The organism is Pseudomonas sp. GL_135, from assembly GCF_057834665.1.
Genome location: NZ_CM174408.1, coordinates 5,257,838 through 5,283,662, shown reverse-complemented (window position 1 = coordinate 5,283,662; position 25,825 = coordinate 5,257,838). Strand labels below are relative to the sequence as shown.

General features: G+C 59.0%; 24 protein-coding genes and 1 pseudogene. 17 read left to right on the top strand and 8 right to left on the bottom strand.

Features of this window, described 5'->3' with window-relative positions:
* Positions 1–105: 105 nt before the first annotated feature.
* Positions 106–1,641 carry a 2,3-bisphosphoglycerate-independent phosphoglycerate mutase gene (gene gpmI, locus AC3ISG_RS23295; RefSeq protein WP_489298061.1) on the bottom strand — a complete coding sequence of 512 codons (1,536 nt, stop codon included), beginning with the start codon at positions 1,639–1,641 and terminating at the stop codon, positions 106–108.
* 161 nt (positions 1,642–1,802) lie between these two features.
* Here gpmI and AC3ISG_RS23290 point away from each other — a divergent pair, with 161 nt between their 5' ends.
* The 3 genes from AC3ISG_RS23290 (at position 1,803) to secB (ending at position 3,043) form a co-directional block, all read left to right on the top strand.
* On the top strand, positions 1,803–2,216 hold the full coding sequence (locus AC3ISG_RS23290) for a rhodanese-like domain-containing protein (protein WP_122534010.1): 414 nt from the start codon (positions 1,803–1,805) through the stop codon (positions 2,214–2,216).
* 1 nt (position 2,217) lies between these two features.
* Positions 2,218–2,472, top strand: coding sequence for a glutaredoxin 3 (grxC, locus tag AC3ISG_RS23285; protein ID WP_122534009.1), 255 nt, complete (start codon positions 2,218–2,220; stop codon positions 2,470–2,472).
* Between the two features lie 76 nt (positions 2,473–2,548).
* On the top strand, positions 2,549–3,043 hold the full coding sequence (secB, locus tag AC3ISG_RS23280) for a protein-export chaperone SecB (RefSeq protein ID WP_065987376.1): 495 nt from the start codon (positions 2,549–2,551) through the stop codon (positions 3,041–3,043).
* Positions 3,044–3,120: 77 nt separating this feature from the next.
* On the opposite strand, the gene trmL is transcribed toward secB, so the two are convergent.
* On the bottom strand, positions 3,121–3,576 hold the full coding sequence (gene trmL / locus AC3ISG_RS23275) for a tRNA (uridine(34)/cytosine(34)/5-carboxymethylaminomethyluridine(34)-2'-O)-methyltransferase TrmL (protein WP_122534008.1): 456 nt from the start codon (positions 3,574–3,576) through the stop codon (positions 3,121–3,123).
* On the opposite strand from trmL, the gene AC3ISG_RS23270 reads away from it, so the two are divergent.
* A complete protein-coding gene (locus AC3ISG_RS23270) occupies positions 3,575–4,015 on the top strand; it encodes a hypothetical protein (protein ID WP_122534007.1) in 441 nt (146 codons plus the stop codon). The genes trmL and AC3ISG_RS23270 overlap by 2 nt on opposite strands.
* A gap of 619 nt (positions 4,016–4,634) precedes the next feature.
* Here AC3ISG_RS23270 and tauD read toward each other — a convergent pair.
* From tauD to tauA, 4 genes and pseudogenes are all read right to left on the bottom strand, one after another.
* Positions 4,635–5,468: a taurine dioxygenase gene (tauD, locus tag AC3ISG_RS23265; RefSeq protein ID WP_489298060.1), complete on the bottom strand. Its 834-nt coding sequence runs from the start codon at positions 5,466–5,468 to the stop codon at positions 4,635–4,637.
* Between the two features lie 55 nt (positions 5,469–5,523).
* Positions 5,524–6,288 (bottom strand): annotated as a pseudogene (gene tauC / locus AC3ISG_RS23260) (taurine ABC transporter permease TauC); the annotation flags it as partial.
* 77 nt (positions 6,289–6,365) lie between these two features.
* Positions 6,366–7,157, bottom strand: a complete 792-nt coding sequence (tauB, locus tag AC3ISG_RS23255; protein WP_489298059.1) for a taurine ABC transporter ATP-binding subunit — start codon at positions 7,155–7,157, stop codon at positions 6,366–6,368.
* 81 nt (positions 7,158–7,238) lie between these two features.
* Complete coding sequence (gene tauA / locus AC3ISG_RS23250; RefSeq protein WP_122622888.1) at positions 7,239–8,216, bottom strand: taurine ABC transporter substrate-binding protein; 978 nt, start codon at positions 8,214–8,216, stop codon at positions 7,239–7,241.
* A 796-nt stretch (positions 8,217–9,012) separates the two neighbouring features.
* On the opposite strand from tauA, the gene AC3ISG_RS23245 reads away from it, so the two are divergent.
* The 6 genes from AC3ISG_RS23245 (at position 9,013) to AC3ISG_RS23220 (ending at position 14,411) form a co-directional block, all read left to right on the top strand.
* Positions 9,013–10,389: an OprD family porin gene (locus AC3ISG_RS23245; protein WP_122534002.1), complete on the top strand. Its 1,377-nt coding sequence runs from the start codon at positions 9,013–9,015 to the stop codon at positions 10,387–10,389.
* A gap of 142 nt (positions 10,390–10,531) precedes the next feature.
* On the top strand, positions 10,532–11,170 hold the full coding sequence (locus AC3ISG_RS23240) for a peroxiredoxin (protein ID WP_172610393.1): 639 nt from the start codon (positions 10,532–10,534) through the stop codon (positions 11,168–11,170).
* A gap of 388 nt (positions 11,171–11,558) precedes the next feature.
* Positions 11,559–12,524, top strand: coding sequence for a sulfonate ABC transporter substrate-binding protein (locus AC3ISG_RS23235; RefSeq protein ID WP_122534000.1), 966 nt, complete (start codon positions 11,559–11,561; stop codon positions 12,522–12,524).
* Positions 12,525–12,550: 26 nt separating this feature from the next.
* Positions 12,551–13,339 (top strand): aliphatic sulfonate ABC transporter permease SsuC, encoded by a 789-nt coding sequence (ssuC, locus tag AC3ISG_RS23230; protein WP_122533999.1) that lies wholly within the window; start codon positions 12,551–12,553, stop codon positions 13,337–13,339.
* Entirely contained in the window at positions 13,336–14,145 is an 810-nt protein-coding gene (ssuB, locus tag AC3ISG_RS23225; RefSeq protein WP_489298058.1) for an aliphatic sulfonates ABC transporter ATP-binding protein, read from the top strand. Before ssuC ends, ssuB begins: the two co-directional genes overlap by 4 nt.
* 50 nt (positions 14,146–14,195) lie before the next feature.
* Entirely contained in the window at positions 14,196–14,411 is a 216-nt protein-coding gene (locus tag AC3ISG_RS23220; RefSeq protein WP_037016233.1) for a TOBE domain-containing protein, read from the top strand.
* 240 nt (positions 14,412–14,651) lie between these two features.
* Here the strand turns inward: AC3ISG_RS23220 and AC3ISG_RS23215 are convergent, their stop codons facing one another.
* Both AC3ISG_RS23215 and AC3ISG_RS23210 read right to left on the bottom strand, forming a co-directional pair.
* Entirely contained in the window at positions 14,652–15,290 is a 639-nt protein-coding gene (locus tag AC3ISG_RS23215; protein ID WP_489298057.1) for a TetR/AcrR family transcriptional regulator, read from the bottom strand.
* A 158-nt stretch (positions 15,291–15,448) separates the two neighbouring features.
* The gene (locus AC3ISG_RS23210) at positions 15,449–16,825 is read right to left on the bottom strand and encodes a glutamine synthetase family protein (protein ID WP_065987362.1); all 1,377 of its coding nucleotides are present in this window, start codon (positions 16,823–16,825) and stop codon (positions 15,449–15,451) included.
* 655 nt (positions 16,826–17,480) lie between these two features.
* On the opposite strand from AC3ISG_RS23210, the gene AC3ISG_RS23205 reads away from it, so the two are divergent.
* From AC3ISG_RS23205 to AC3ISG_RS23175, 7 genes are all read left to right on the top strand, one after another.
* On the top strand, positions 17,481–18,839 hold the full coding sequence (locus AC3ISG_RS23205) for a glutamine synthetase family protein (RefSeq protein WP_037016227.1): 1,359 nt from the start codon (positions 17,481–17,483) through the stop codon (positions 18,837–18,839).
* A gap of 92 nt (positions 18,840–18,931) precedes the next feature.
* Positions 18,932–20,296: an aspartate aminotransferase family protein gene (locus AC3ISG_RS23200; RefSeq protein WP_122533997.1), complete on the top strand. Its 1,365-nt coding sequence runs from the start codon at positions 18,932–18,934 to the stop codon at positions 20,294–20,296.
* Positions 20,297–20,368: 72 nt separating this feature from the next.
* Positions 20,369–21,466, top strand: a complete 1,098-nt coding sequence (locus AC3ISG_RS23195; RefSeq protein ID WP_122533996.1) for a polyamine ABC transporter substrate-binding protein — start codon at positions 20,369–20,371, stop codon at positions 21,464–21,466.
* A 254-nt stretch (positions 21,467–21,720) separates the two neighbouring features.
* Positions 21,721–22,815, top strand: coding sequence for a polyamine ABC transporter substrate-binding protein (locus AC3ISG_RS23190; protein ID WP_122533995.1), 1,095 nt, complete (start codon positions 21,721–21,723; stop codon positions 22,813–22,815).
* Positions 22,816–22,871: 56 nt separating this feature from the next.
* Entirely contained in the window at positions 22,872–24,014 is a 1,143-nt protein-coding gene (potA, locus tag AC3ISG_RS23185; RefSeq protein ID WP_074889771.1) for a polyamine ABC transporter ATP-binding protein, read from the top strand.
* Positions 24,011–24,931 carry an ABC transporter permease subunit gene (locus AC3ISG_RS23180; protein ID WP_037016213.1) on the top strand — a complete coding sequence of 307 codons (921 nt, stop codon included), beginning with the start codon at positions 24,011–24,013 and terminating at the stop codon, positions 24,929–24,931. Before potA ends, AC3ISG_RS23180 begins: the two co-directional genes overlap by 4 nt.
* A complete protein-coding gene (locus tag AC3ISG_RS23175) occupies positions 24,928–25,818 on the top strand; it encodes an ABC transporter permease subunit (protein WP_122533994.1) in 891 nt (296 codons plus the stop codon). Before AC3ISG_RS23180 ends, AC3ISG_RS23175 begins: the two co-directional genes overlap by 4 nt.
* The last annotated feature ends 7 nt before the right edge of the window (positions 25,819–25,825 follow it).

Here is a 25,825-nt window from a genome sequence, read left to right as displayed (position 1 = left end):
TAGTATGCCCGGCGGTGGCTGCAAAAAAAACGCTCGGACGACGTGGCCGTCAGACATTTCATACAAAACCGGCCCGTCAGCGACTGGCGGACCGGTTCGAGGGGCTTACTTGGCGACCAGAATCGGCGTACCGGTCATTTCGGTCGGGATTTCCATGCCGAGCAGCATCAGCATGGTCGGTGCCACGTCGGCCAACACGCCGCCTTCGCGCACCTTCAGATCACGCTTGCCGACATAAACGAAAGGCACCGGCTCAGTGGTGTGGGCAGTGTGAGGCTGGTGGGTCTCCTCGTTGGTCATCTGTTCGACGTTGCCGTGGTCGGCCGTGATCAGCGCTTCGCCGCCGACTTTTTCCAGCGCCTGAGTGATGCGGCCGACACAGATGTCCAGGCACTCAACGGCCTTGACCGCTGCTTCCATGATCCCGCTATGGCCGACCATGTCGCCGTTGGCGTAATTGACCACGATCACGTCGTAACGCTGATGCTCGATGGCGTCAACGATTCGGTCGGTGACTTCCGGCGCGCTCATTTCCGGCTGCAGGTCGTAAGTGGCCACTTTTGGTGAAGGGATGAGGATGCGCTCTTCGCCGGGGAAGGGTTCTTCACGGCCGCCGGAGAAGAAGAACGTCACGTGGGCGTACTTTTCGGTTTCGGCGATGCGCAGCTGCGTTTTGCCGTTGTTCGAGAGGTATTCGCCGAGCACGTTGTGCAGGCCGGCCTTTTCGAACGCCGCCGGCGCGTCGATGGTGGCTGCGTACTTGGTCAGCGTGACGAAGCCGGCCAGTCTGGCCTGACGACGACGGGCGAAGTCTGCGAAATCGTCTTCGACGAACACGCGGGTCAGTTCGCGGGCACGGTCGGAGCGGAAGTTCATGAACACCACCGCGTCGCCGTCTTCCACTGTCACCGGCGCACCGATGCTGGTGGCTTTGACAAATTCGTCGTTTTCGCCACGCTCATAAGCGGCGTCCAGCGCGGCCTTGGCGTTGTCGGCGTGGAATTCCGAGGTGCCGTCGACGATCAGGTTGTAGGCGGATTCGACACGGTCCCAGCGATTGTCGCGGTCCATGGCGAAGTAACGGCCGATGATCGTGGCGGTGCGACCTTTGCCCACGCGCGCGTAGGCCGTTTCCATGGTCTGCAGGTATTGATGGGCACTGCGCGGTGGCGTGTCGCGGCCATCGAGGAAGGCGTGCAGGTAAATCTTGTCGGCGCCACGCTTGGCGGCCAGCTCGACCATCGCCACCAGGTGATCTTCATGGCTGTGAACGCCGCCGTCGGACAGCAGGCCAAGGATATGCACGGCCTTGCCAGCGCCTACGGCCTTGTCGACCGCTGTACAGATAGCCGGGTTCTCGAAGAACTCACCGTCGCGGATCGCTTTGGTCACGCGGGTGAAATCCTGATACACCACGCGGCCGGCGCCCAGGTTCATGTGGCCGACTTCGGAGTTGCCCATCTGCCCGTCAGGCAGACCGACATCCATGCCGGACCCGGAGATCAAGCCGTTTGGCATGGTCTGGTACAAGCGATCGAAGACCGGCATCTTCGCTGCGTAGACCGCATTGCCGTGGTGGCTGTCGCTGTGACCGAAGCCGTCAAGGATGATCAGAACCAGAGGTTTAGGCGTGGTAGTCATGAATCCCACTCTTGGCTAATAGGTGAAGTAGAAAAAAGATCGACAGTTTAGGGACAAGTTCAAATCAGCAACAAGCTAAACGACGTCACTGCCGTACGGGCTTTGGCCCACCTTGGGGGCTGTGTATACTGGCCGACATTTTAACGCCCTGGAACCCGATGATGGTTGCTCACCTGATTGAATTTGCCACGAATCACTATTTGCTGACGGGTGCTTTCGTCATCCTGCTGGGCCTTCTGATCGCAACCGAGCTTAGCAAAGGCGGCCGCAGCCTGAGCACCGGCGAATTGACCGCCCTGGTCAACCGCGATGAAGCCGTTGTCATCGACGTCCGCGCCAAGAAAGACTTCACTGCCGGTCACATCGTTGGCGCCGTGAATTTCCCCCAGGACAAAATCCTGACCCGCACGGCGGAACTGGAGAAATTCAAGCCTAAAACCCTGATCATCGTCGACGCCGCTGGCCAGCACGCCGGCCATACCGCCCGCGAACTGCTAAAGGTGGGCTTCAATGCCGCCAAGCTGTCCGGTGGTATTTCGTCGTGGCGCGGTGACAACCTGCCGCTGGTGAAGTGAAATGACCGACGTCGTCGTCTACTCCAGCGATTATTGCCCTTATTGCTCCCGCGCCAAGTCGCTGCTGGCGGGCAAGGGTGTCGGCTTCCAAGAGATCAAGGTCGACGGCAAGCCACAGATTCGCGCTGAAATGACCAAGAAAGCCGGGCGTACCTCGGTTCCGCAGATATGGATCGGCTCGGTCCATGTGGGCGGTTGCGATGACCTGTTCGCGCTGGAGCGCGCCGGCAAGCTGGATAAGCTGCTGAGCGCCTGAATTCGAACCGGAATGTGAAAACGATGGTTTTTTGCACAGCCCGGAAGCCTACAAGACCTCAATGTAAGGATTTGAGATGACTGATCAACCGAATAACGGCGCCATTTCCAACGAAGAAGAAGCACCGCAGTTTTCCCTGCAACGCATCTACGTCCGCGACCTGTCGTTTGAAGCGCCAAAAAGCCCGGCGATCTTCCGTCAGGAATGGACCCCGAGCGTCAGCCTGGACCTGAACACCCGTCAGAAGCAGCTGGAAAATGACTTCTACGAAGTCGTGCTGACCCTGTCGGTCGAAGTGAAGAACGGCGAAGAAATCGCGTTCATCGCTGAAGTGCAGCAAGCCGGTATCTTCCTGATCAAGGGCCTGGATGCCAGCTCGATGAGTCACACCCTGGGCGCGTTCTGCCCGAACATCCTTTTCCCGTACGCTCGCGAAACCATCGACAGCCTGGTTGTCCGTGGTTCGTTCCCTGCGCTGATGCTGGCCCCGGTGAACTTCGACGCCCTGTACGCGCAAGAACTGCAACGCATGCAGGAAAGCGGCGAAACGCCAACGCCTACTGTTCAGTAAGCGTTGTCGCTGTAATAAGAAAAGCGCCTGTGATGGGCGCTTTTTTGTGGGCGGCATTCGACGGTGCTGCGGGTTGGCTACTTGAACCCCAACTGCCGCCAGCCCTCATACACCGCGACTGCGACTGTATTCGACAGATTCAGACTGCGGCAGCCTTCGCGCATCGGCAGGCGCAGGCGTTGGTCGCTCGACAGCGGGTCCAGCACCTCCGGTGGCAGGCCTCGGCTTTCCGGGCCGAAGAGGAAGGCATCACCCTCCTCGAATTGCGCATCGTGGAAAACCCGCGAGCCCTTTGTGGTAAAAGCAAACAGCCGAGGTTGGCCGATGGTTTCAAGACAGCTTGGCAGGTCGGCGTGACGATGCAGCGTGGCGTATTCGTGGTAATCAAGGCCGGCTCGACGCAGGCGCTTGTCATCCAGCTCGAAACCCAGCGGCTCGATCAAATGCAGGCTGCAGCCGCTGTTGGCACAGAGCCTGATGATGTTGCCGGTATTCGGCGGAATTTCTGGTTGAAAAAGGATCACGTGAAACATGCACGGCTCCGAACGAAAGGACGGGATGCATTCTACCCCTGAAGAAGACCCCAGACCGAAGCTGTGGCCCAAGTTTCTGGGCTCGGTGGCGATTGTTGGTGTGATGGTCGGTCTGATGATCGGCCGCGTGACAACCCCGGACCCCATCCAGCTGCAAACCATCGAAGTACTGCCGAACGGCGTTGCCGTGTGGTTCAACCGCGAACCGCAGCTCCATGGCGAACACATCGATGGCGCGGTGGCGTTGCTGTTCAACGCCCAGGGTCAGGCGCAGAAAGGCGAACTGAAGCTCAACGGCAAAGATGTGCGCTGGAGGGTGCAACGAAGTGATAAGGGGTTGTTGCTGAACTTGCTGGCGGCCCGTCCTCTGCACGGCGACTGGCGCGGTGCAACCCAGGACGGGCGCTGGAGACTGGAGGTCAGTCTCCGGGAGGAATAAAAGAGGGGAATCCCCGGCCTGCCTGTACCAAGGTCCCCAAAACTGGTGATGTATAACCTATTGCAGCGTGCGTGCCAGTTTTGGGAAATGTCTGTAGGAATATTCGTAATGTCCTGCAGGAGACGGGTTTAGGGCCTTGCAGACCGCGCCACTCCACTGCTTGCATCGAGCTGAGATTCGAATTGGCTTTCGGACTTGGCCGTTTAGTGAGCGTTTTTGCACGCTATTCGCGCATTTATCCGTGCTAAGTAACCAAAGTGATGCACGCCCTAAAGCGGCGACAAGTCTACGGCACACCTACCGGCTTCTTCCCGGCTGAAGCCGGTCCTACTAAAAGCATTGCGTGCATGCAGTGGGCTTGCTGAGCCCTGAATTGTGGGGCTGGCTTTAGCCGGGAAGGCGTCAGGTGTCACGCCGCAAATTTACAGCGCGCTCAGCGGCCTCCTCCCGGCTGAAGCCGGTCCTACTAAAAGCATTGCGTGCATGCAGTGGGCTCGCTGAGCCCTGAATTGTGGGACTGGCTTTAGCCGGGAAAGCGTCAGGTGTCACGCCGCAAATCTATAACGCGCCTGCCGACCGCTTCCCGGCTGAAAGCATCAGCGCGCTTGCTGGCGTCTTGTTAAAACGGCGCATCACCCAGAATCGTCGCGCGGTGCATCACTCGGCGCTGCGGACGGTAGTCGTCGACCGCGTAATGCTGGGTCACGCGGTTGTCCCACATGGCCACGTCGTTTGCCTGCCAGCGCCAGCGCAGGGTGAACTCCGGTCGCGTGCCGTGGGCGAACAGCAATTTCAAAATGGCCTCACTCTCGGCCGCTTCCAGTTCATTGATCCGCGTGGTGAAACCCTCGTTGACGAACAACGCCTTGCGACCGCTGACCGGGTGCGTGCGAATCACCGGGTGCGACAGCGGCGGGTTCTTGCGGCGGGTCTCCTCCCAGCGCGCGAGGTCTTCAGCCGTATTGCCAAAGCGCTCCAGCGGAAATGACCGGGTGAAGTCATGGGTCGCGGTGAGGCCATCGAGCAGCGCCTGCATCGGCCGGGACAGCGCTTCGAACGCCGCGATCCCGCTTGCCCACAACGTATCGCCACCGTAAGCCGGCACCTGTTTGGCGCTAAGCACCGCGCCCAGCGCAGGGGTCGGTAGAAAGGTGACATCGGTGTGCCAGACGGCGTTGTCGCGCACGTCGGTGACCGCGGTATCGAGAATCAGCACTTCAGGCTGTTCCGGCACGTTGGGGTATATCGGGTGAATGTGCAGGTCACCAAAATGGGCGGCGAATCGCGCCTGTTGCTGCGGCGTGATCGGTTGATCGCGGAAGAACAGCACCTGATGATCAAGCAGCGCCCGTTCAATGACGTTGCGTTGCTCACCGGTCAGGTCGCGGCTGAGGTCAATGCCGCTGATCTGTGCGCCCAATGCCGGGCTGAGCGGGTGGATGTCGATGCTCATGGTGTTCTCGTGTATTAGGCGCCGAGGTGTCGGCGTAGTCAGTAATGTCCGGGATTCAGTGGTTCTGGCCGTGCCATGGCACAAGCTTGCGTTGCAGCGCGCGCAGGCCCATCTCCAGCGCGAAGGCGATCAGCGCGATGACCAGAATTCCCAGCACCACCACATCGGTCACCAGAAACTGCGCAGCGGACTGAACCATGAAACCCAGGCCACTGGTGGCGGCAATCAACTCGGCTGCCACCAGCGTCGACCAACCCACGCCCAGGCCGATACGCACGCCGGTGAGAATGTCGGGCAGGGCGCTGGGCAGGATGACGTGGCGGATGAGCTGCCAGCGGCTGGCGCCAAGGGATTGAGCCGCGCGCAATTTCGTCTTGTCGACCGTGCGCACGCCTGTCGCAGTGGCAATCGCAACGGGCGCGAAGATCGCCAGATAAATCAGCAGGACCTTGGAGAACTCGCCAATGCCGCACCAGATCACGATCAGCGGCAGGTAGGCCAGCGGCGGCACCGGGCGGTAGAACTCAATCAGCGGGTCGAAAATCCCCCGCGCGATTCGGTTATGACCGATGGCAATGCCAACCGGAATGGCCGTCAGCACGGCGAAGAACAGCGCCAGTCCGATGCGTTGCAAACTCGCTTCCAAGTGCTGCCACAGCGTGGAGTCCATGTAGCCTTTGGTCATCAACAACCAGGCTTTTTCCAGCACGGCGGACGGGGGCGGGAGGAACAGCGGTTCGACCCATTCAAAGGCTGTGACGAGCCACCAACTGGCCAGCAGGACAGCGAGGGTCAGCACGCTGATGGTGCGAGTGCTCACATGGAAAGAGGAGGGCTGGCGCGGCGCGGTCTTCAACGGCGCGCGAGTGAGTGTCGGCTCCGGCGATTGATAAAGACTCATGCCCGTTGCTCCCGAACGCTTTGCCGCTGGGAAAAGACTCGAGCCAACACGTGCTCGCGGGTTTCGATGAAGCGAGGGTCGGACTTGACGGCTCTGGCCGATTCACCTGCGCCGTAACGCTGACCGAAGTCGAGCTTCAGGTGCTCGACGATCTGACCAGGGTTCGGCGCAAGCAGAATCAGATCGGTCGACAGGAATACCGCCTCTTCAATGTCGTGGGTGATCAGGAAGACCGGCTTGGCGCTGCGTTGCCACACCTGCAGCAGCAACTCTTGCATCTGTTCACGGGTAAAGGCGTCCAGCGCGCCGAAAGGCTCGTCCATCAGCAGCACCCGCGGATCGGCCGCCAGCGCTCGGGCGAGGCCCACCCGTTGTTTCTGCCCGCCGGACAATTCCCAGATACGGCGCTTTTCGAAACCGGCGAGATCGACCAACGTCAGCATGTCCCGCGCTTTCGTCTCACGTTTGTCCCGGGGCACGCCCGCCAGCTCAAGTCCGAATGCCACATTGGTTAACACGTCCTGCCAGGGCAGCAAAGCGTCATCCTGAAACACCACGCCGCGCTCGGCGCTGGGCCCGTTAACCGGTGCGCCATCAAGGGTGATGCGGCCTGCGCTGGGCGCGACGAACCCGGCAATCAGGTTCAACAACGAAGTCTTGCCGCTGCCGGATGGGCCCAGGGCGACCAGCAGTTGCTGCGGACCGAGGGTCAGGGAAATATCCGACAGCACCGGTTCGGCCGCACCGGGATACTGTGCGCTAATGCGCTCCAGCTGTAACAGGGCCATGGCATGGACTCCGCTTCTAATAGATGTGCATCAACGGCATGGCTGTCGAAGCCGGCTCGGTATCCGGCTGGGCGCCTTCGCTTACTGGGTGACGAACTTCGCGCTCACATAAGGGGTGTAATCGGCCAGCACAGCGTCGACCTTGCCCTGTTCCTTGAGGAACGCGGCGGTCTTGGTGATGGCGTCGGTGGTCGGTGCGCCCAGTTCAGTCACCTGATCGGCCGCCAGCGGGTAGACGTTGCCCTGCAAAAGGCCGGGGATGTCACCAGGCTTGGCGCCGGACAGCTTCACCAGTTTGTCGACGTTGCTGGCATCGGCCAGCCAGGCCGCTGGATCCTTGCGGTACGCGGCGTAGGCGTCGAGGGTGGTTTTGGCGAAGGCTTTGACAACCTCAGGATGTTTGTCGGCGAAATCCTTGCGCACGATCCACGCATCAAAGGTCGGCGCGCCGACTTTCGCCAACTCGCCCGACGTGATCAACACTTTGCCTGTCTCCTTGGCCACGCCGAGCGCCGGGTCCCAGACGTAAGTGGCGTCGATGTCGCCGCGCTTCCACGCCGCCGCAATGGCTGGTGGGGCGAGATTGAGGATGGTCACTTTCGCCGGATCAATCTTCCAGTACTTCAGGGCCGCGAGCAGGCTGTAGTGACCAGTAGACACAAACGGCACGGCGATCTTTTTGCCGATCAGATCCTGTGGGCCATTGATACCGGAGCCATTACGCGCAACCAGCGCCTCGGCAGCACCGATCTGGGTGGCAATCAGAAAAGTTTCCACCGGCACTTTGCGCGTTGCCGCCGCCGTGAGAGGGCTCGAGCCGAGATAGCCGATCTGTACATCACCGGACGCGATCGCCGTGATCACGTCCGCGCCGTTATCGAATTTGCGCCATGAAATCTTCGAGCCCGTCGCCTTTTCATAGGCGCCATCGGCCTGAGCGACTTTTGCCGGGTCCACGGTGGTCTGGTAGGCGACGGTAAAATCGGCGGCTTGGGCGAAGAGCACTGAGCCGGCCAGGGACAAGGCCGCCAGGACGCGTAAAGGGTTGAGCAGTTTCATGGTGAGGCTCCGTGGAAAGGCACACCGCCTTCGAATGCCGCAGAGCGTAAATGATCTAAGAAAATCGAAATAAATAACCTTTTGGAATTTCCTTAGCGCTAATTTTCTTCTGTGCGTGCTCGACAGCCCCAAGAGCCCGGAACAAAAAGCACTGTTCCGCTAGACAGTTCATCTAAACGTCACAATTTGTAAATACGATCGCGACGCCCGTTCAACGATGTCTCCGCAGGGATGGAGCATTTTTAACCGGCTGATGTGGGATGCGTGCACGGTTGAGGCGACGAGTTTAACGGGGGTGTTGTCGCGAATGAGCTTTTCGCCCTGCGTCGTTCGGAAACAGACGAAAGGCAGGGTGACAACTGCAATGAATGCGGCTAGCGGCGAAGAAATACCAGGTATTTCAGCAGGTTGGAGCGGCAATTCTTACCTAGTTTCGCAGGCCGACCGTGACTTGCCGGTCAAGTTCCTGTTGTACGACCCGCCCAAACCTATCGATCTGACGAACGGCACTGAAATATGTTTTGGGAATTAGGGATTAGGGCCGATACACTCCGCAACGGACGGCTGAAACGGCTTGTGACATATAACTGCTTGGCATAAAAGCAGGTCTAACAAGTCTTTTTAGGTTTAAAGGATCTACCTTACCTTGCAGCCAGCTGTAACGCGGTCTAGTCAATTAGTCTTGGGGCCATTGACTCGCCGAGTCAGGTCCGGCGCTAATCGCGCATCCTCGGTTTTGAGCCTTAGGCTCGGGCCCGGGAACTACAAAAATTAGATTCACGAGGAGCGATACACAATGAAGAAGTCCACCCTGGCCTTGGCCGTATACGCAGGTGTCTTGGCTACTCAGGCTGGTGCAGCCGGTTTCCTGGATGACAGCAAAGCGACACTCAGTTCCCGTACGTTGTACTTCGAACAAGATCCGCGTGAGAACCGTAACGCTAGCGGTACTCTCAAAGGTCAGGATCAGCGTCAGACCACCCAGGGTTTCCTGTTCAACTTCATCTCGGGCTACACCCCGGGTACCGTTGGTTTCGGTCTCGACGTTCAAGGCATGTACGGCATCAACTTGAGCGGTGGTATCGACAACCGCCTTCCAACTACCGCCAACAGCGTGTCTCCAACCAGCTCCGACGGTTCGCCAGTTGCTGACTGGGCCCGCGCTGGTGCCAACGCCAAGGTCAAGCTGTCGAAGACCGAGCTGAAAGTAGGTAACGCTTTGCAGCCAAACCTGCCGATCCTCGTATCGAACGATGGTCGTCTGCTGCCTCAGACCTTCGAGGGTGGCATCGTCACTTCCAAAGAAATCGATGGCCTGACTTTGACCGCCGGTAAGCTGACTCAGGCTGCGGGTCGTGCGTCCAGCAACTACGCTGATATGTCCCTGAACGCTGGTACCGAAGGCTCCAACAACTTCCAGTTTGCTGGCGGTGATTACAAAGTCACCAAAGACCTGACCGTTCAGTACTACTACGCCAACTTGGAAGATTATTACAAGCAGCAGTTCCTCGGCCTGGTACACGTCCTGCCAATCGCTGAAGACCAGTCGTTCAAGACCGACCTGCGCTACTTCCACAGCACCTCCGATGGCAAGAACGGCCAAACTGTCAACACCGGTTACAAGTTCAACAACGGCTACAGTGACAACGGCGAAGTCGACAACAACACCTGGACTGCAATGTTCACCTACACCTTGGGTGGCAACGCATTCCTGTTGGGCTACCAGTCTGTCAGTGACAGCGGCGCCATGCCAATCATGAACAACGGTAGCGTCACCCGCAATGGCTCGGCCAGCGGTCGTAACGAAGGTGAGGGTGGTAACAGCGTTTACCTGTTCACTGACAGCATGATCACCAACTTCACCCGCACCGGTGAGAAGACCAAGTTCGGCCAGTACTCGTACGACTTCGCACGTTTGGGCGTGCCTGGTCTGAAAGCTGCGATTGCTTACCTGCATGGCGATCAGATCCGTCTGCAAAGCGCATCGCTGGGTCGTGGTTCGGAGTGGGAACGTGACATGCGTATCGACTACGTGTTCCAGGAAGGCCTCATGAAGGGCTTCGGTGTGACGCTGCGTCGCGCCAACCTGCGTTCTGATTCCGATTTGTACGCTAGCCAGCAAGACACCGACCAGACCCGTCTGGTCCTCAACTACACCTACGCCTTCAAATAAGCGTGATGTGTTGAAAAGAGCCCCGCTTCGGCGGGGCTTTTTTATGCCTGAAACAATGCCATTCAGCACGAATCGTTCCTTTTGCTTTCAGATGCTGGCATGCACAGTAAACCGATGAATCATCACCAAGGAGCACCAACGTATGGGCCTTAAACTCGGCGACATTGCACCCGACTTCGAACAGGACTCCAGCGAAGGACCGATCAGGTTTCACGAATGGCTGGATGGCAAATGGGCGGTGTTGTTCTCGCACCCCGCCGACTTCACGCCTGTCTGCACCACCGAGCTGGGCTTCACCGCAAAACTGAAAGACGAATTCGACAAGCGCAACGTCAAGGCGATTGCCCTCTCCGTGGACTCGGCCGAATCCCACACCAAGTGGATCGGCGACATCAACACCACACAGAACACCCTTGTGAACTTCCCGATCCTGGCGGACGAGGATCGCAAGGTTTCCGAGCTCTATGACCTGATTCACCCCAATGCCAGCGAGACCCTGACGGTCCGCTCGCTGTTCGTGATTGATCCGAACAAGAAGGTCCGCCTGACGATCACCTACCCGGCCAGCACCGGACGCAACTTCCACGAGATCCTGCGGGTGATTGATTCGTTGCAGTTGACCGACAACTATAAAGTCGCGACGCCGGCGAACTGGAAAGATGGCGAAGACGTCGTCATCGTGCCGTCTATCAAGGATGAAGCGGAGATCAAGGAACGCTTCCCTAAAGGCTATACCGCCGTTACGCCGTACCTGCGCCTGACGCCACAGCCGAACCGCTGATACACCCGCTTTGAGCAGCACGTGAGGGCCGATTTGTCGGCCCTTTTTTTGTGCTGTAAGCGCCATCCACGAAGGAATTCCCACCTGTGTGGGAGTGAGCTTGCTCGCGAAGGGGCCGGGGCATGCAGCCACTTTCTCTGGAGAATGAAAGCCAGTCTTCGCGAGCAAGCTCGCTCCCACGGGATCACGTATTACCGAAGAGCTAAGCAATCTTTATATTCTTTTTGGTGCTAACCAAATGAATAAATATGATTTTAGAGAATAACTATCCCCTGTTATGGTCTCTCCGTCCTGGCGAGATCGCCGGCAATGAATCCCCTCCCGCCTTACTGGTCCGCCATCGGACGAGCAGGTGCCACCTGATAGCTACACAGCAAAGGAGCGTGCCATGGGCACCGTTATTTTGCGTCGAGGCCTGGTCGCTCTGTTTGCGGCGGCGGTTTCCTTCGGCGCCCTTACTCAGGCCCAGGCCGATACCTTGCGCATCGGTTACCAGAAATACGGCACGCTGGTGCTGCTCAAGGCAAAAGGCTCGCTCGAGAAAAAGCTCGCCGATCAAGGGGTGCAGGTCCAGTGGACCGAATTTCCCGGTGGCCCACAATTGCTCGAAGGCCTGAACGTGGGCTCGATCGACTTTGGTGTGACGGGCGAAACCCCACCCGTGTTCGCCCAGGCCGCGGGCGCTGATCTCGTGTACGTCGCCTCCGAACCGCCTGCGCCCACCAGCGAAGCGATTCTGGTGCCCAAGGACTCGTCGATCAGCTCGGTCAAAGACCTCAAAGGCAAGAAAGTCGTCCTCAACAAAGGCTCCAATGTCCATTACCTGCTGGTCCGCGCGCTGGAAGACGCCGGTCTTAAGTACACCGACATCCAAACCGTATTCCTGCCGCCCGCCGATGCCCGTGCAGCCTTCGAGCGCGGGAGCGTCGATGCCTGGGTGATCTGGGATCCGTACCAGGCCGCCGCCGAGCAGCAGCTGCAGGCCAAAACCCTGCGCGACGGAACAGGCATCGTCGACAATAACCAGTTCTACCTGGCGACCAAACCCTATGCGCAGCAGCATCCCAAGGTGATCCAGACCCTGGTTGAAGAAGTGCGCGCCGTCGGCGAATGGTCCAAGGCCAACCCGGAGGAAGTGACTAAGCAGGTCGCGCCGCTGCTCGGCCTGCCGGAAGACATTACCCGCACGGCGGTGAAACGTCAGGGCTACGGCGCCTCGTTCATCACGCCCGAAACCGTAGCCGCGCAACAGAAAATCGCCGACACCTTCTACCAGCTCAAGCTGATCCCTAAACCGTTGCGCATCGCTGATGTGATCTGGACGCCACCCGCTGCTGTCGCGAAAGCCCAGTAAGCCCGGCATTGGAAGGAGACAACTCCATGAGCGTGGAAAGAATCACCCACAGACTGGCGCCCTGGTTGCTACCGGTCCTGCTGCTGGCGATATGGCAACTGGCGGTCAGCGCAGGCTGGCTGTCTACCCGCATTCTGCCAGCCCCGAGCGCAGTGATTGAGGCCGGCGTCACGCTGGTGCGCAGCGGCGAAATCTGGACCCATCTGGCAATCAGTGGCTGGCGTGCCGGGATCGGCTTCGCCATCGGCGGAGGGATCGGCCTGGCGCTCGGCTTCATCACCGGGCTGTCGAAATGGGGCGAGCGTCTTCTCGACAGCTCGGTGCAGATGATCCGCAACGTGCCGCACCTGGCGCTGATTCCGCTGGTCATCCTGTGGTTCGGCATCGACGAGACCGCGAAGATTTTTCTGGTCGCGTTGGGCACGCTGTTCCCGATTTACCTGAACACGTACCACGGCATTCGCAACATCGACCCGGCGCTGGTGGAAATGTCCCGCAGCTACGGTTTGAGCGGCTTCGGACTGTTCCGGCACGTGATTCTGCCGGGCGCGATGCCTTCGATTCTGGTCGGCGTGCGGTTTGCGCTGGGCTTCATGTGGTTGACGCTGATCGTTGCGGAAACCATCTCGGCCAGCTCCGGCATCGGGTATCTGGCGATGAATGCCCGAGAGTTTCTGCAGACCGACGTCGTGGTACTGGCGATCGTCCTCTACGCCGTACTCGGTAAATTGGCAGACCTCGCGGCGCGTGGTCTGGAACGGGTCTGCCTGCGTTGGCACCCGGCGTATCAAGTGGCTAAAGGTGGCGCGCAATGAGCAATCTCCAACAACCGGCAAACCTCTTGCGCGGGATCCCCTTGCAGGTCCGCAAGCTGAAGAAGACCTTCGGCTCGCGGGAAGTCTTGAAAGATATCGATCTGCACATCCCGGCCGGCCAGTTCTTGGCGGTCGTGGGCCGAAGCGGCTGCGGCAAGAGCACGTTACTGCGCCTGCTGGCGGGCCTCGATCAGCCGTCGAGCGGCCAACTGCTTGCCGGTAACGGCTCGCTGGCGGATGCGCGAGAAGACACGCGACTGATGTTCCAGGAAGCGCGTTTGCTGCCCTGGAAAAAGATCATCGACAACGTCGGCCTTGGCCTCAGCGGCGACTGGCGTGGCAAAGCGTTGGAAGCGCTGGAATCCGTGGGCCTGGCCGAGCGCGCCAATGAATGGCCGGCGGCATTATCAGGTGGTCAGAAACAACGTGTGGCGCTGGCGCGTGCGCTGATTCATCAGCCGCGCCTGTTGCTGCTCGACGAGCCCCTTGGCGCGCTGGATGCCTTGACCCGAATCGAGATGCAGCAGCTGATCGAGAACCTGTGGAAGAAGCACGGATTCACCGTATTGCTGGTAACCCACGACGTCAGCGAGGCAGTCGCTATTGCCGACCGAGTCTTGCTGATCGAAGAGGGCCGTATCGGGCTTGATTTACAGGTGGATCTGGCCCGTCCGAGGGCGCGGGGCTCCTACCAACTCGCCGCGCTGGAAACCGAAGTGCTCAATCGCGTGTTGTCGCTGCCAGGCAACCCGCCCGAACCCGAACCGACTTCACCGCTGCCCACGCAACTGCGCTGGGCTAACTAACTCCAGAGGCAATTTTGCCCCGGAGCTGATCTCACTAAGGAAGCCTTACCATGACTATCAAAGCCATCAACGTGCGTAACCAGTTCAAAGGCACCATCAAGGAAATCGTCACCGGCGACGTGCTGTCCGAGATCGATGTGCAGACCGCATCGGGTGTCGTCACTTCCGTTATCACCACTCGCTCGGTGAAAGAGCTGGAATTGGTGGTTGGCAGCGAAGTGATCGCCTTCGTGAAATCGACCGAGGTGTCGATCGCCAAGTTGTGATCGATGCTGAATCGCAAGCGATCTCCCACAACTCCAGCGTCTGACTCGGGCTTCGGGCTGATTGAGGACCTGTGGGAGTGAGCTTGCTCACGAATGCGGTGGGTCAGCAACAGTTAGGCTGTCTGACAGAATGCTTTCGCGAGCAAGCTCGCTCCCACAGGTTTAGCGTCTGACTCGGGCTTCGGGCTGGTCGAGGGCTTGTGGGAGTGACCGGGGTGGCGCCCCCACAACTGACCTGCGTTATTGCTCGATTAACCGCTTCGGCAAATACGGCGGCAGGTACAACCCCAGATACGCATCAAACACACGCAACCCTTCCTCGGCCATGCGCGGGGTAATCGCGTGGTGCAATTGCACCGAGCGCGCGTACACCCGATCCGCAAGTTCCAGCGCCAGGGCAAACACCTCAACATCATCGGGCAGCGTCGGCAGTTGGAAATGCCGGGCGAACAGCTCATGCATGAGGTTGCCCAGTTCAATGTCGTGTTGACGATCCGCCTGAGTGACTTCGGTCAAACCGTGTTGGGCGAGGATCAACTGCCGCGCGGCGGCGTCGTCGCTGTAGATCGCGAGCATGCGCGATTCCACTACGTGGGACAGGTCACGCCACTGATTTAACTGATGATGATCGATGGGCTGCTGCAGGCTTTCGCGAAAGGCTTCGTGAACATCGGCCGTGAGCGCTTCGAGCAGCGCGGGAACGCTGGCGAAGAAGTGATAGACCGAAGAAGGCGGGATCTCGGCCCGTTCGGCGACGCTGTAGATGGAGAGGCTAGCCACGCCGTCCGAGGCCAGCAGCGCACGTGCGGCATCAAGAATTGAGTCGATCCGCGCCTGGCTGCGTGCACGAGGTTTGCGGAGTGGGGCAAGGCGGGTCATCAGTGCTCTCTCGGTCGGGGCCGCCGGCATTCTACAGTGGCAGCCGGGAGATTGCCTTCCCGGCTGAAGCCGGTCCCACAGGGTGTCCGCGCAGCTCATGAATGAAAAACGCCACCGGTTCTCTCGAAAAGGTGGCGTTTTCTTAACTCGTGCAGCCATCAAACCGTGTGCAGATACCAGTTGTATTCAAGGTCGGAGATGGAGTGCTCGAACTCCTCCAGCTCACTTTCCTTGCACGCAACGAAAATATCGATGTACTTCGGATCGATGTACTTGGCCATGACTTCGCTGTCGTCCAGCTCGCGCAGTGCATCACGCAGGTTGTTCGGCAGGCTTTGCTCGTTCTGCTCGTAGGAGTTGCCTTCCACGGGCGGACCGGGCTCGATCTGGTTGGTCAGGCCGTGGTGAATGCCTGCCAGTACCGATGCCATCAGCAGATACGGGTTGGCATCCGCACCGGCAACCCGGTGCTCGATACGTACCGAATCGGCGGTACCGGTTGGTACGCGTACGGCCACGGTCCGGTTATCCAGACCCCAGCACGGCGAGTTCGGAACGTAGAACTGAGCACCAAACCGGCGGTACGAATTGACGTTCGGGCAAAGGAACGCCATCTGCGCGGGTAGGGTCTCGAGCACACCGCCGATCGCATGACGCAATGCGGCGTTCTGCTCGGGATCCTCACTGGTGAAGATGTTTTTGCCATCACGATCCAGGATCGAAATGTGCACGTGCAGACCGTTACCTGCCTGGCCCGGATAAGGCTTGGCCATGAAGGTGGTGTCCATCTCATGGTCGTAGGCGATGTTCTTGATCAGGCGTTTGAGCAGCACCGCGTAATCACAGGCTTTCAGCGCGTCGGCGGTGTGGTGCAGGTTCACTTCGAACTGCGCCGGGGCACTTTCCTTGACGATCGCGTCGGCGGGAATGCCTTGCTCTTTTGCGCCTTCCAGAATGTCCTGGAGGCAGTCGACGTACTCGTCCAGATCGTCGATCAGGTAGACCTGTGTCGAATGTGGACGTTTGCCAGAGATCGGCGAGCGCGGCGGTTGCGGACGACCGTTCACGTTTTCCTGATCGATCAGGTAGAACTCAAGCTCGAATGCAGCGCAGATGGTCAGGCCCATCTCGTCGAACTTGCTGACAACCTGGCGCAGCACTTCACGCGGATCCGCGAAGAAAGGCGTGCCTTCCAGCTCGTGCATGGTCATCAGGAGTTGTGCGGTAGGACGCTTCTGCCAGGGCTCATTGCAGAGAGTGTCGGGGATTGGATAGCAGATTCGGTCAGCGTCACCGATGTCCAGACCAAGACCGGTGCTTTCCACCGTCGAGCCGTTGATATCCAGTGCGAATAGGGAAGCTGGGAGGTTGATGCCTTTTTCGTAAACCTTATGAAGGCTGGTGCGTTCGATGCGCTTGCCGCGCACCACTCCATTCATATCTGCAATCAGAAGGTCAACGTATAGAACCTCAGGATGTTCCTTAAGGAACGCGTTCGCTTCGTTGAGCTGAACGGCACGCGGGGGTACCGACATGATGCAACACCTTTGTTGTTGAAAATATCAATCATCGAGCATTACGGGTTTCAGTCAATCCGAAAGCCCAGACGAAGTCAAGGGAGCCCTGTTTTGCCCTAAAAGGGCGCCAAAAAGCCATTTTCGCCGCACTTTAGGGCAAATGTTAGGCACCTAACGTAATGCAAACTGCGGGTTTGAGCAGGGCGTGTTTTATTTTTTACGGGCGTGTTGTGGAAAAAAATGAACAACGCTAAGCTCGATTGCAACCCATAACAGCAATAATACCGGGGGTCTCATGTTTCGCCTTCCGCTGATCGGCCTCACCGCCTGCACTCAGCCATTCGGGCACCTGCTTTTCATACCACACGCGTTCAGTGTAGCGGCCCAGCCAGGGCGCCGTGCACTGCCCATGCCTCTGCGCGGCACCTCGACACCTTACTCTTTTTTATCCACGCAGCGGTTCCAGCGGGCGCGTCTTTTGCTTCGGCTGTCGTACCCGGCCCCGGCTTTCTGCAGCATCTTCCGCCGCGCGCTTCGCACAAGCACGACTATCTTTGAGTCTTCCCGCATTTGGCGATGCCTCGATTCAAAAAATGCGACACCGTAACGCCAGCGCTTCAAAGAACGCCTGACCGCCATGACGGCGACCAGGAATTAAAACCCTGAGGTATTTATGAGTACCAACCTCGACCAGCTCACCGATTGGTTGAAAGAACACAGGATTACCGAAGTCGAATGCATGATCGCCGACCTCACCGGTATCACGCGGGGCAAGATTTCACCGACCAACAAGTTCATCGCTGAAAAGGGCATGCGCTTGCCGGAAAGCGTACTGCTCCAGACCGTGACGGGCGATTACGTCGAAGACGATATCTACTACGAATTGCTGGACCCCGCAGACATCGACATGTTCTGCCGTCCTGACCAGAGCGCGGTGTTTCTGGTGCCCTGGGCTATCGAGCCGACTGCGCAGGTGATTCACGACACCTACGACAAGCAAGGCAACCCCATCGAGCTGTCCCCGCGCAACGTCCTCAAGAAAGTCCTCAAGCTCTATGCCGATCAGGGCTGGCAACCGATTGTTGCGCCGGAGATGGAGTTCTATCTGACCAAGCGCAGCGACGATCCCGATTACCCGCTGCAGCCACCAGTGGGGCGCTCAGGGCGTCCGGAAACCGGTCGTCAGTCGTTCTCCATTGAAGCCGCCAACGAATTCGACCCGCTGTTCGAAGACGTCTACGACTGGTGCGAACTGCAGAACCTCGACCTGGACACGCTGATTCACGAAGACGGCACCGCGCAGATGGAGATCAACTTCCGTCACGGTGACGCGCTTTCGCTGGCGGATCAGATTCTGGTGTTCAAGCGCACCATGCGCGAAGCCGCCCTCAAGCACGATGTGGCCGCGACCTTCATGGCCAAGCCCATGACCGGCGAGCCCGGCAGCGCCATGCACCTGCACCAGAGCATCATCGACATCGAGACCGGCAAGAACATCTTCTCCAATGAAGACGGCACGATGAGCCAGCTGTTCCTGCAACACATCGGCGGCCTGCAAAAGCTGATCCCCGAGCTGTTGCCGCTGTTCGCGCCCAACGTCAACTCGTTCCGCCGCTTCCTTCCGGACACCTCCGCGCCGGTGAACGTGGAGTGGGGCGAAGAAAACCGCACCGTTGGCCTGCGCGTACCGGATGCCGGTCCGCAGAACCGTCGCGTGGAAAACCGCCTGCCTGGCGCCGATGCCAACCCGTATCTGGCCATCGCCGCCAGCCTGTTGTGCGGTTTCATTGGCATGGTCGAGGGCCTGAACCCCAGCGCCCCTGTGGTCGGCCGTGGTTACGAGCGCCGCAACCTGCGCCTGCCGTTGACCATCGAAGACGCGCTGGAACGCATGGAAAACAGCAAGACGGTCGAAAAATACCTCGGCAAGAAATTCATCACCGGCTACGTCGCGGTCAAGCGCGCCGAGCACGAAAACTTCAAGCGTGTGATCAGTTCCTGGGAGCGGGAATTCCTGCTCTTTGCCGTCTGACGTCACGGGGCGTCGCCGAATCCGAGCCAGATCCGAGTGGATCACGAGCGAATCGACGGCGCCCCACACGCGATACCACAATGGAGTGATTCATGAGTTCCAACAACCCGCAAACCCGCGAATGGCAAGCCCTCAGCAGTGATCATCACCTGGCGCCGTTCAGCGATTTCAAGCAGTTGAAAGAGAAAGGCCCGCGCATCATCACCCACGCCAAGGGCGTTTACCTCTGGGACAGCGAAGGCAACAAGATCCTCGACGGCATGGCCGGGCTCTGGTGCGTCGCCATCGGTTATGGTCGTGAAGAGCTGGCCGACGCTGCCAGCAAGCAGATGCGCGAGCTGCCTTACTACAACCTGTTCTTCCAGACCGCTCACCCGCCGGCCTTGCAACTGGCCAAGGCCATTTCCAACATCGCCCCCGAGGGCATGAACCACGTGTTCTTCACCGGCTCAGGCTCCGAAGGTAATGACACGGTGCTGCGCCTGGTTCGCCATTACTGGGCGATCAAAGGCCAGCCAAGCAAGAAAGTCATCATCAGCCGCGTCAACGGTTACCACGGTTCGACCGTCGCTGGCGCGAGCCTGGGCGGCATGACCTACATGCACGAGCAGGGCGATCTGCCAATTCCGGGCATCGTGCACATTCCGCAGCCGTACTGGTTCGGTGAAGGCGGCGACATGACGCCCGACGAGTTCGGCGTCTGGGCGGCCGAACAGCTGGAGAAGAAGATTCTCGAACTGGGCGTAGACAACGTCGGCGCGTTTATTGCCGAGCCGATCCAGGGCGCTGGCGGCGTGATCGTGCCGCCGGATACCTACTGGCCGAAGATCAAGGAGATCCTCGCCAAGTACGACATCCTCTTTGTGGCCGATGAAGTGATCTGTGGCTTTGGCCGTACCGGCGAATGGTTCGGCAGCGACTTCTACGACCTCAAGCCTGACCTCATGACCATCGCCAAGGGCCTGACCTCGGGCTACATCCCCATGGGTGGCGTCATCGTGCGCGATGAAGTGGTCAAGGTGCTGAACGAGGGCGGCGACTTCAACCACGGTTTTACCTACTCCGGTCACCCGGTGGCGGCAGCGGTGGGTCTGGAGAACATCCGCATTCTGAGTGAAGAAAAGATCGTCGAACGGGTGAAGTCCGAAACGGCACCCTATTTGCAAAAGCGTCTGCGCGAGCTGAGCGATCACCCGCTGGTGGGTGAAGTGCGGGGCGTCGGCATGCTGGGCGCAATCGAACTGGTGAAAGACAAGGCCACTCGCGAGCGTTATGTCGGCAAAGGCGCAGGCATGATTTGCCGCACTTTTTGCTTTAACAATGGCCTGATCATGCGGGCCGTGGGCGACACCATGATCATCTCGCCGCCGCTGGTGATTACCTTCGCCGAGATCGACGAGTTGATTGAAAAGGCGCGCAAGTGCCTGGACCTGACGCTTGAGTCATTGCAGGGCTGAATTTTTACCGGGAAATTGCCAGACTGTCCGCCGTCTAGACGCCGCTTACATAAAAACACTGGAGCCGTACGAATGAAGAAATTTGGCAAAACCCTCCTGGCCTTGTCCCTCATGGGCGCAGTGGCCGCCGCTGCACAGGCCGATGACAAAGTCCTGCACGTCTATAACTGGTCCGATTACATCGCACCAAACACCATCGCCGACTTCGAGAAAGAGTCGGGCATCAAAGTGGTCTACGACGTGTTCGACAGCAACGAGACCCTGGAAGCCAAGCTGCTGGCGGGGAAATCGGGTTACGACATCGTCGTTCCGTCGAACAACTTCCTGGCCAAGCAGATCAAGGCCGGCGTCTACCAGGAGCTGGACAAGTCCAAGCTGCCAAATTACAAAAACCTCGACCCTGCGCTGTTGAAAGCCGTGTCGATCAGCGACCCGGACAACAAGCACGCATTCCCGTACATGTGGGGCTCGATCGGCATCGGCTACAACGCTGAAAAAGTCAAAGCCGCTTTGGGCGCTGATGCACCGGTCAACTCGTGGGACCTGCTGTTCAAGCCGGAAAACGCTGCCAAGCTGAAGGGCTGCGGAATCAGCTTCCTCGACTCGCCAACCGAAATGCTGCCAGTGGCGCTGCATTACCTGGGCCTGCCGACCGACACTCAGAAGAAAGAGGACATTCAGAAGGCCGAGGATCTGTTCAAGAAGATTCGTCCTTCGATCACCTACTTCCACTCGTCCAAGTACATCTCGGACCTGGCCAACGGCAACATCTGCGTAGCCGTGGGTTACTCCGGTGACATCTATCAGGCCAAGGCGCGCGCTGAAGAAGCGGGCGGCAAAGTCAAAGTCAGCTACAACATTCCGAAAGAAGGTGCAGGCAGCTTCTACGACATGGTCGCCATCCCGAAAGATGCCGAGAACGTCGAAGGCGCTTACAAGTTCATGAACTTCCTCCTGCAACCGAAGGTGATGGCTGAAATCACCAACTCCGTTCACTTCCCGAACGGCAACAAGGCGGCAACCGAGTTCGTCGACAAGGACATTACCTCTGACCCGGGCGTATACCCGCCAGCAGACGTTCTGGCCAAGTTGTACGCGATCGCCGACTTGCCGGCGGCGACTCAACGCCTGATGACCCGCAGCTGGACCAACATCAAATCGGGTAAATAAGCGTGACCGGGTGCGTCGTCCTGTACGGCGCACCTGTGGCAGTGAGCTTGCTCGCGAATGCGGTTTGCCTCAGCCGGATGCAGGACTGACACACCGCAATCGCGAGCAAGCTCACGCCCACACAATCGCGCGTCACAAAAAGTTTTTTTGCGAGAAGGGTTTATCGAAGGTAAGTTGCGCGCCGGATGGGTCACAGGCAGTCGTTACTGTCATCGGTACGGGCAACAGCCCACCTACTAAAAAGGACGGCACACGTGTCTATTTCTTTATTTTCAAAAGGCTTGCTGCTCGGCGCCGGGCTCACACTCGCTGCCGGTGCCTACGCGGATTCCACCGTTCGCATTTATAACTGGTCCGATTACATCGGCACCACGACGCTGGAGGACTTCACCTCCAGCACCGGGATCAAGACCAAGTACGACGTCTTCGACTCCAACGAAACCCTGGAAGGCAAGCTGCTGGCCGGCCACACCGGGTATGACGTGGTCGTGCCGTCCAACCACTTCCTGGGCAAACAGATCAAGGCCGGGGCGTTTCAGAAGCTCGATAAATCCCAGCTGCCCAATTATTCCAACCTGGACCCCGAACTCCTCAAGCGTCTGGAAAAAAACGATCCGGGCAACCAGTACGCCGTACCGTACCTGTGGGGCACCAACGGCATTGGCTACAACGTCGACAAGATCAAGGAAGTGCTGGGCGTCGACACCATCGACTCCTGGGCCACGCTGTTCGAGCCTGAGAACATCAAGAAGCTGCAGAAGTGCGGCGTCGCTTTCCTCGACTCGGCTGACGAGATGCTGCCCGCGGTCCTCAACTACATGGGTAAGAACCCGAACAGCACCGACGAGAAAGACTACAAAGCCGCTGAAGCCAAGCTGCTCAAAGTCCGTCCGTACGTGACCTATTTCAACTCGTCCAAGTACATCACTGACCTGGCCAACGGCGACATCTGCATCGCGGCCGGTTTCTCCGGTGACGTGTTCCAGGCCAAGGCCCGTGCCGCAGAAGCTGGCAAGGGCGTCAAGATTGCTTACTCGATCCCGAAAGAGGGCGGCAACCTGTGGTTCGACATGCTCGCGATCCCTTCGGATGCGCCCGACGTGAAGGCCGCTCACGCGTTCATCAACTACGTCCTCAAACCCGACGTCATCGCCAAGGTCAGTGACCAGGTGGGGTACGCCAACCCGAACCCGGCTTCGGGCGAGCTGATGGATCAGGAGATTCGCAACGATGAGGCGGTTTACCCCTCGAAGGAAATACAGGAGCGCCTGTACGTCAACTCCGAGCTGCCGCCGAAGATCCAGCGTGTGATGACGCGCAGCTGGACGAAGATCAAAACCGGTAAATAAAGACCTTGGCGCCCGGCCACATTGGCCGGGCGCAAAAACAGTTGGGAGTTTCACCCATGGCAGTTGCCTCCGGCGCCTACAAGAAATCCCTTGAGGGTGGTCAGCAACCGAAACAGGTGCTGGTCAAAATCGATCGGGTCACGAAGAAGTTCGATGAGACGATTGCTGTGGACGACGTGTCTCTGCAGATCAACAAGGGTGAAATCTTTGCCCTGCTCGGCGGCTCCGGCTCGGGGAAATCCACCCTGCTGCGCATGCTCGCCGGCTTTGAACGCCCGACCGAAGGCCGCATTTACCTCGACGGCGTCGACATCACCGACATGCCGCCGTACGAACGTCCGATCAACATGATGTTCCAGTCCTACGCGCTGTTTCCGCACATGACCGTGGCGGACAACATCGCCTTCGGCTTGAAGCAGGACAAACTGCCCAAGGCCGAAGTCGAAGCCCGCGTGGCTGAGATGCTCAAACTGGTGCAGATGACCCAGTACGCCAAGCGCAAGCCGCATCAGTTGTCCGGCGGTCAGCGTCAGCGTGTGGCCCTGGCGCGTTCGCTGGCGAAGAAGCCGAAGCTGCTGCTGCTCGACGAACCCATGGGCGCACTGGATAAAAAGCTGCGCTCGCAGATGCAGCTGGAACTGGTGGAGATCATCGAGCGCGTCGGCGTGACCTGCGTGATGGTGACCCACGACCAGGAAGAGGCCATGACCATGGCCGAGCGCATCGCGATCATGCACCTGGGCTGGATCGCGCAGATTGGCAGCCCGATCGATATCTACGAAACGCCCACCAGCCGCCTGGTCTGTGAGTTCATCGGCAACGTCAACCTGTTCGACGGTGAGGTCATCGAAGACATGGAAGGCCACGCGCTGATCAGCAGCCCTGAGCTCGAACGCAAAATCTATGTCGGCCACGGCGTTACCACGTCGGTGGAAGACAAGCGGATTACCTATGCGCTGCGGCCTGAAAAGCTGCTGGTGACCACTGAGCAACCTTCGTTCGAACACAACTGGTCCCGGGGCAAGGTTCACGACATCGCCTACCTGGGCGGTCACTCGGTGTTCTACGTGAAACTGCCGTCGGGCAAGCTGGTGCAGTCGTTTGTCGCCAACGCCGAACGCCAGGGCACGCGACCGACCTGGGACGACGAAGTCTTCGTCTGGTGGGAAGACGACAGCGGCGTGGTATTGCGCTCATGAAAATCCGAAAAATAAAACGGGCTTTCAATCGAATAAAACCCACCGGGCGTCAGGCCGTTATCGGCGTGCCGTTCCTGTGGCTGTTCCTGTTTTTCGCGCTGCCGTTTCTGATCGTCATCAAGATCAGCTTCGCTGAAGCCGATGTAGCGATTCCGCCGTACACCGAGATCTTCACCTACGTCGAGCAGAAGCTCGACATCGTGCTCAACTTCGCCAACTACGCGCTGCTGACCAGTGACGATCTGTACATCTCGGCATATCTCGGCTCGTTGAAGATGGCGTTCATCAGCACTGTGCTGTGCCTGTTGATCGGCTATCCGATGGCGTATGGCATCTCCATCGCCCGCAAAGAGATGCAGACGGTGCTGTTGCTGCTGATCATGATGCCGACCTGGACCGCGATCCTGATCCGCGTCTACGCGTGGATGGGCATCCTCAGCAACAACGGCCTGCTCAACGCTTTCCTTATGTGGCTGGGCGTGATCAGCGAGCCGTTGCAGATCCTCAACACCAACCTCGCGGTGTACATCGGCGTGGTCTATTCGTATCTGCCGTTCATGATCCTGCCGCTGTACGCGAACCTGGTGAAGCACGATCAAAGTCTGCTGGAAGCCGCATCGGACCTGGGTTCGAGCACCTTCAACAGCTTCTGGAAAATCACCGTGCCGCTGTCCAAGAACGGCATCATCGCCGGCTGCATGCTGGTGTTCATTCCGGTGGTGGGCGAGTTCGTCATCCCGGAACTGCTCGGCGGCCCCGAGACGCTGATGATCGGTAAAGTGCTGTGGCAGGAATTCTTCAACAACCGTGACTGGCCGGTAGCGTCGTCGCTGGCGGTGGTGATGCTGTTGATCCTCATCGTGCCGATCATTCTGTTCAACCGCAGTCAGGCCAAAGAGCTGGAGGGCAAGGCATGAGAGGCTTCCGATTCTCGAACCTGATGTTGGTACTGGGCCTGATCTTCATCTATGCGCCCATGGTCATTCTGGTGATCTACTCGTTCAACGCCTCCAAGCTGGTGACGGTCTGGGGTGGCTGGTCGGTGAAGTGGTACGTCGGCCTGCTCGACAACACCCAACTGATGAGCGCGGTCATGCGCTCGCTGGAAATCGCGCTGTATACGTCCATCGCGGCGGTGGCGCTGGGCACCATGGCGGCGTTCGTGCTGACGCGCATCACCCGGTTCAAGGGCAAGACCTTCTTCGGCGGTCTGGTCACCGCGCCGCTGGTGATGCCGGAAGTGATCACCGGCCTGTCGCTGTTGCTGCTGTTCGTGGCGATGGCGCAGTTGCTCGGCTGGCCCGAGGAGCGCGGCATTGTCACCATCTGGATCGCTCACACGACGTTCTGTGCGGCGTATGTGGCGGTGGTGGTGTCGGCGCGTCTGCGCGAGCTGGACATGTCCATCGAAGAGGCGGCAATGGACCTGGGTGCGCGGCCGTGGAAGGTGTTCTTTTTGATTACCATCCCGATGATCGCGCCCTCGCTGGCGGCGGGGGCCATGATGTCCTTCGCACTGTCGCTGGACGACCTGGTGTTGGCGAGCTTCGTTTCGGGCCCGGGTTCGACGACCCTGCCGATGGAAGTGTTCTCGGCGGTACGCCTGGGCGTGAAGCCTGAGATCAACGCGATTGCCAGTTTGATTCTGCTGGCGGTGTCGATTGCGACCTTCCTGGTCTGGTTCTTCAGCCGCCGCGCGGAAAACAACCGCAAGCGCGCGATCCAGCAAGCCATCGAAGAAGCTGCGGCAGACGGCTGGAAACAGCCGGACCTGCGCCGTGCGAAGGTGATCGAATCGGTTTGACCTCGTA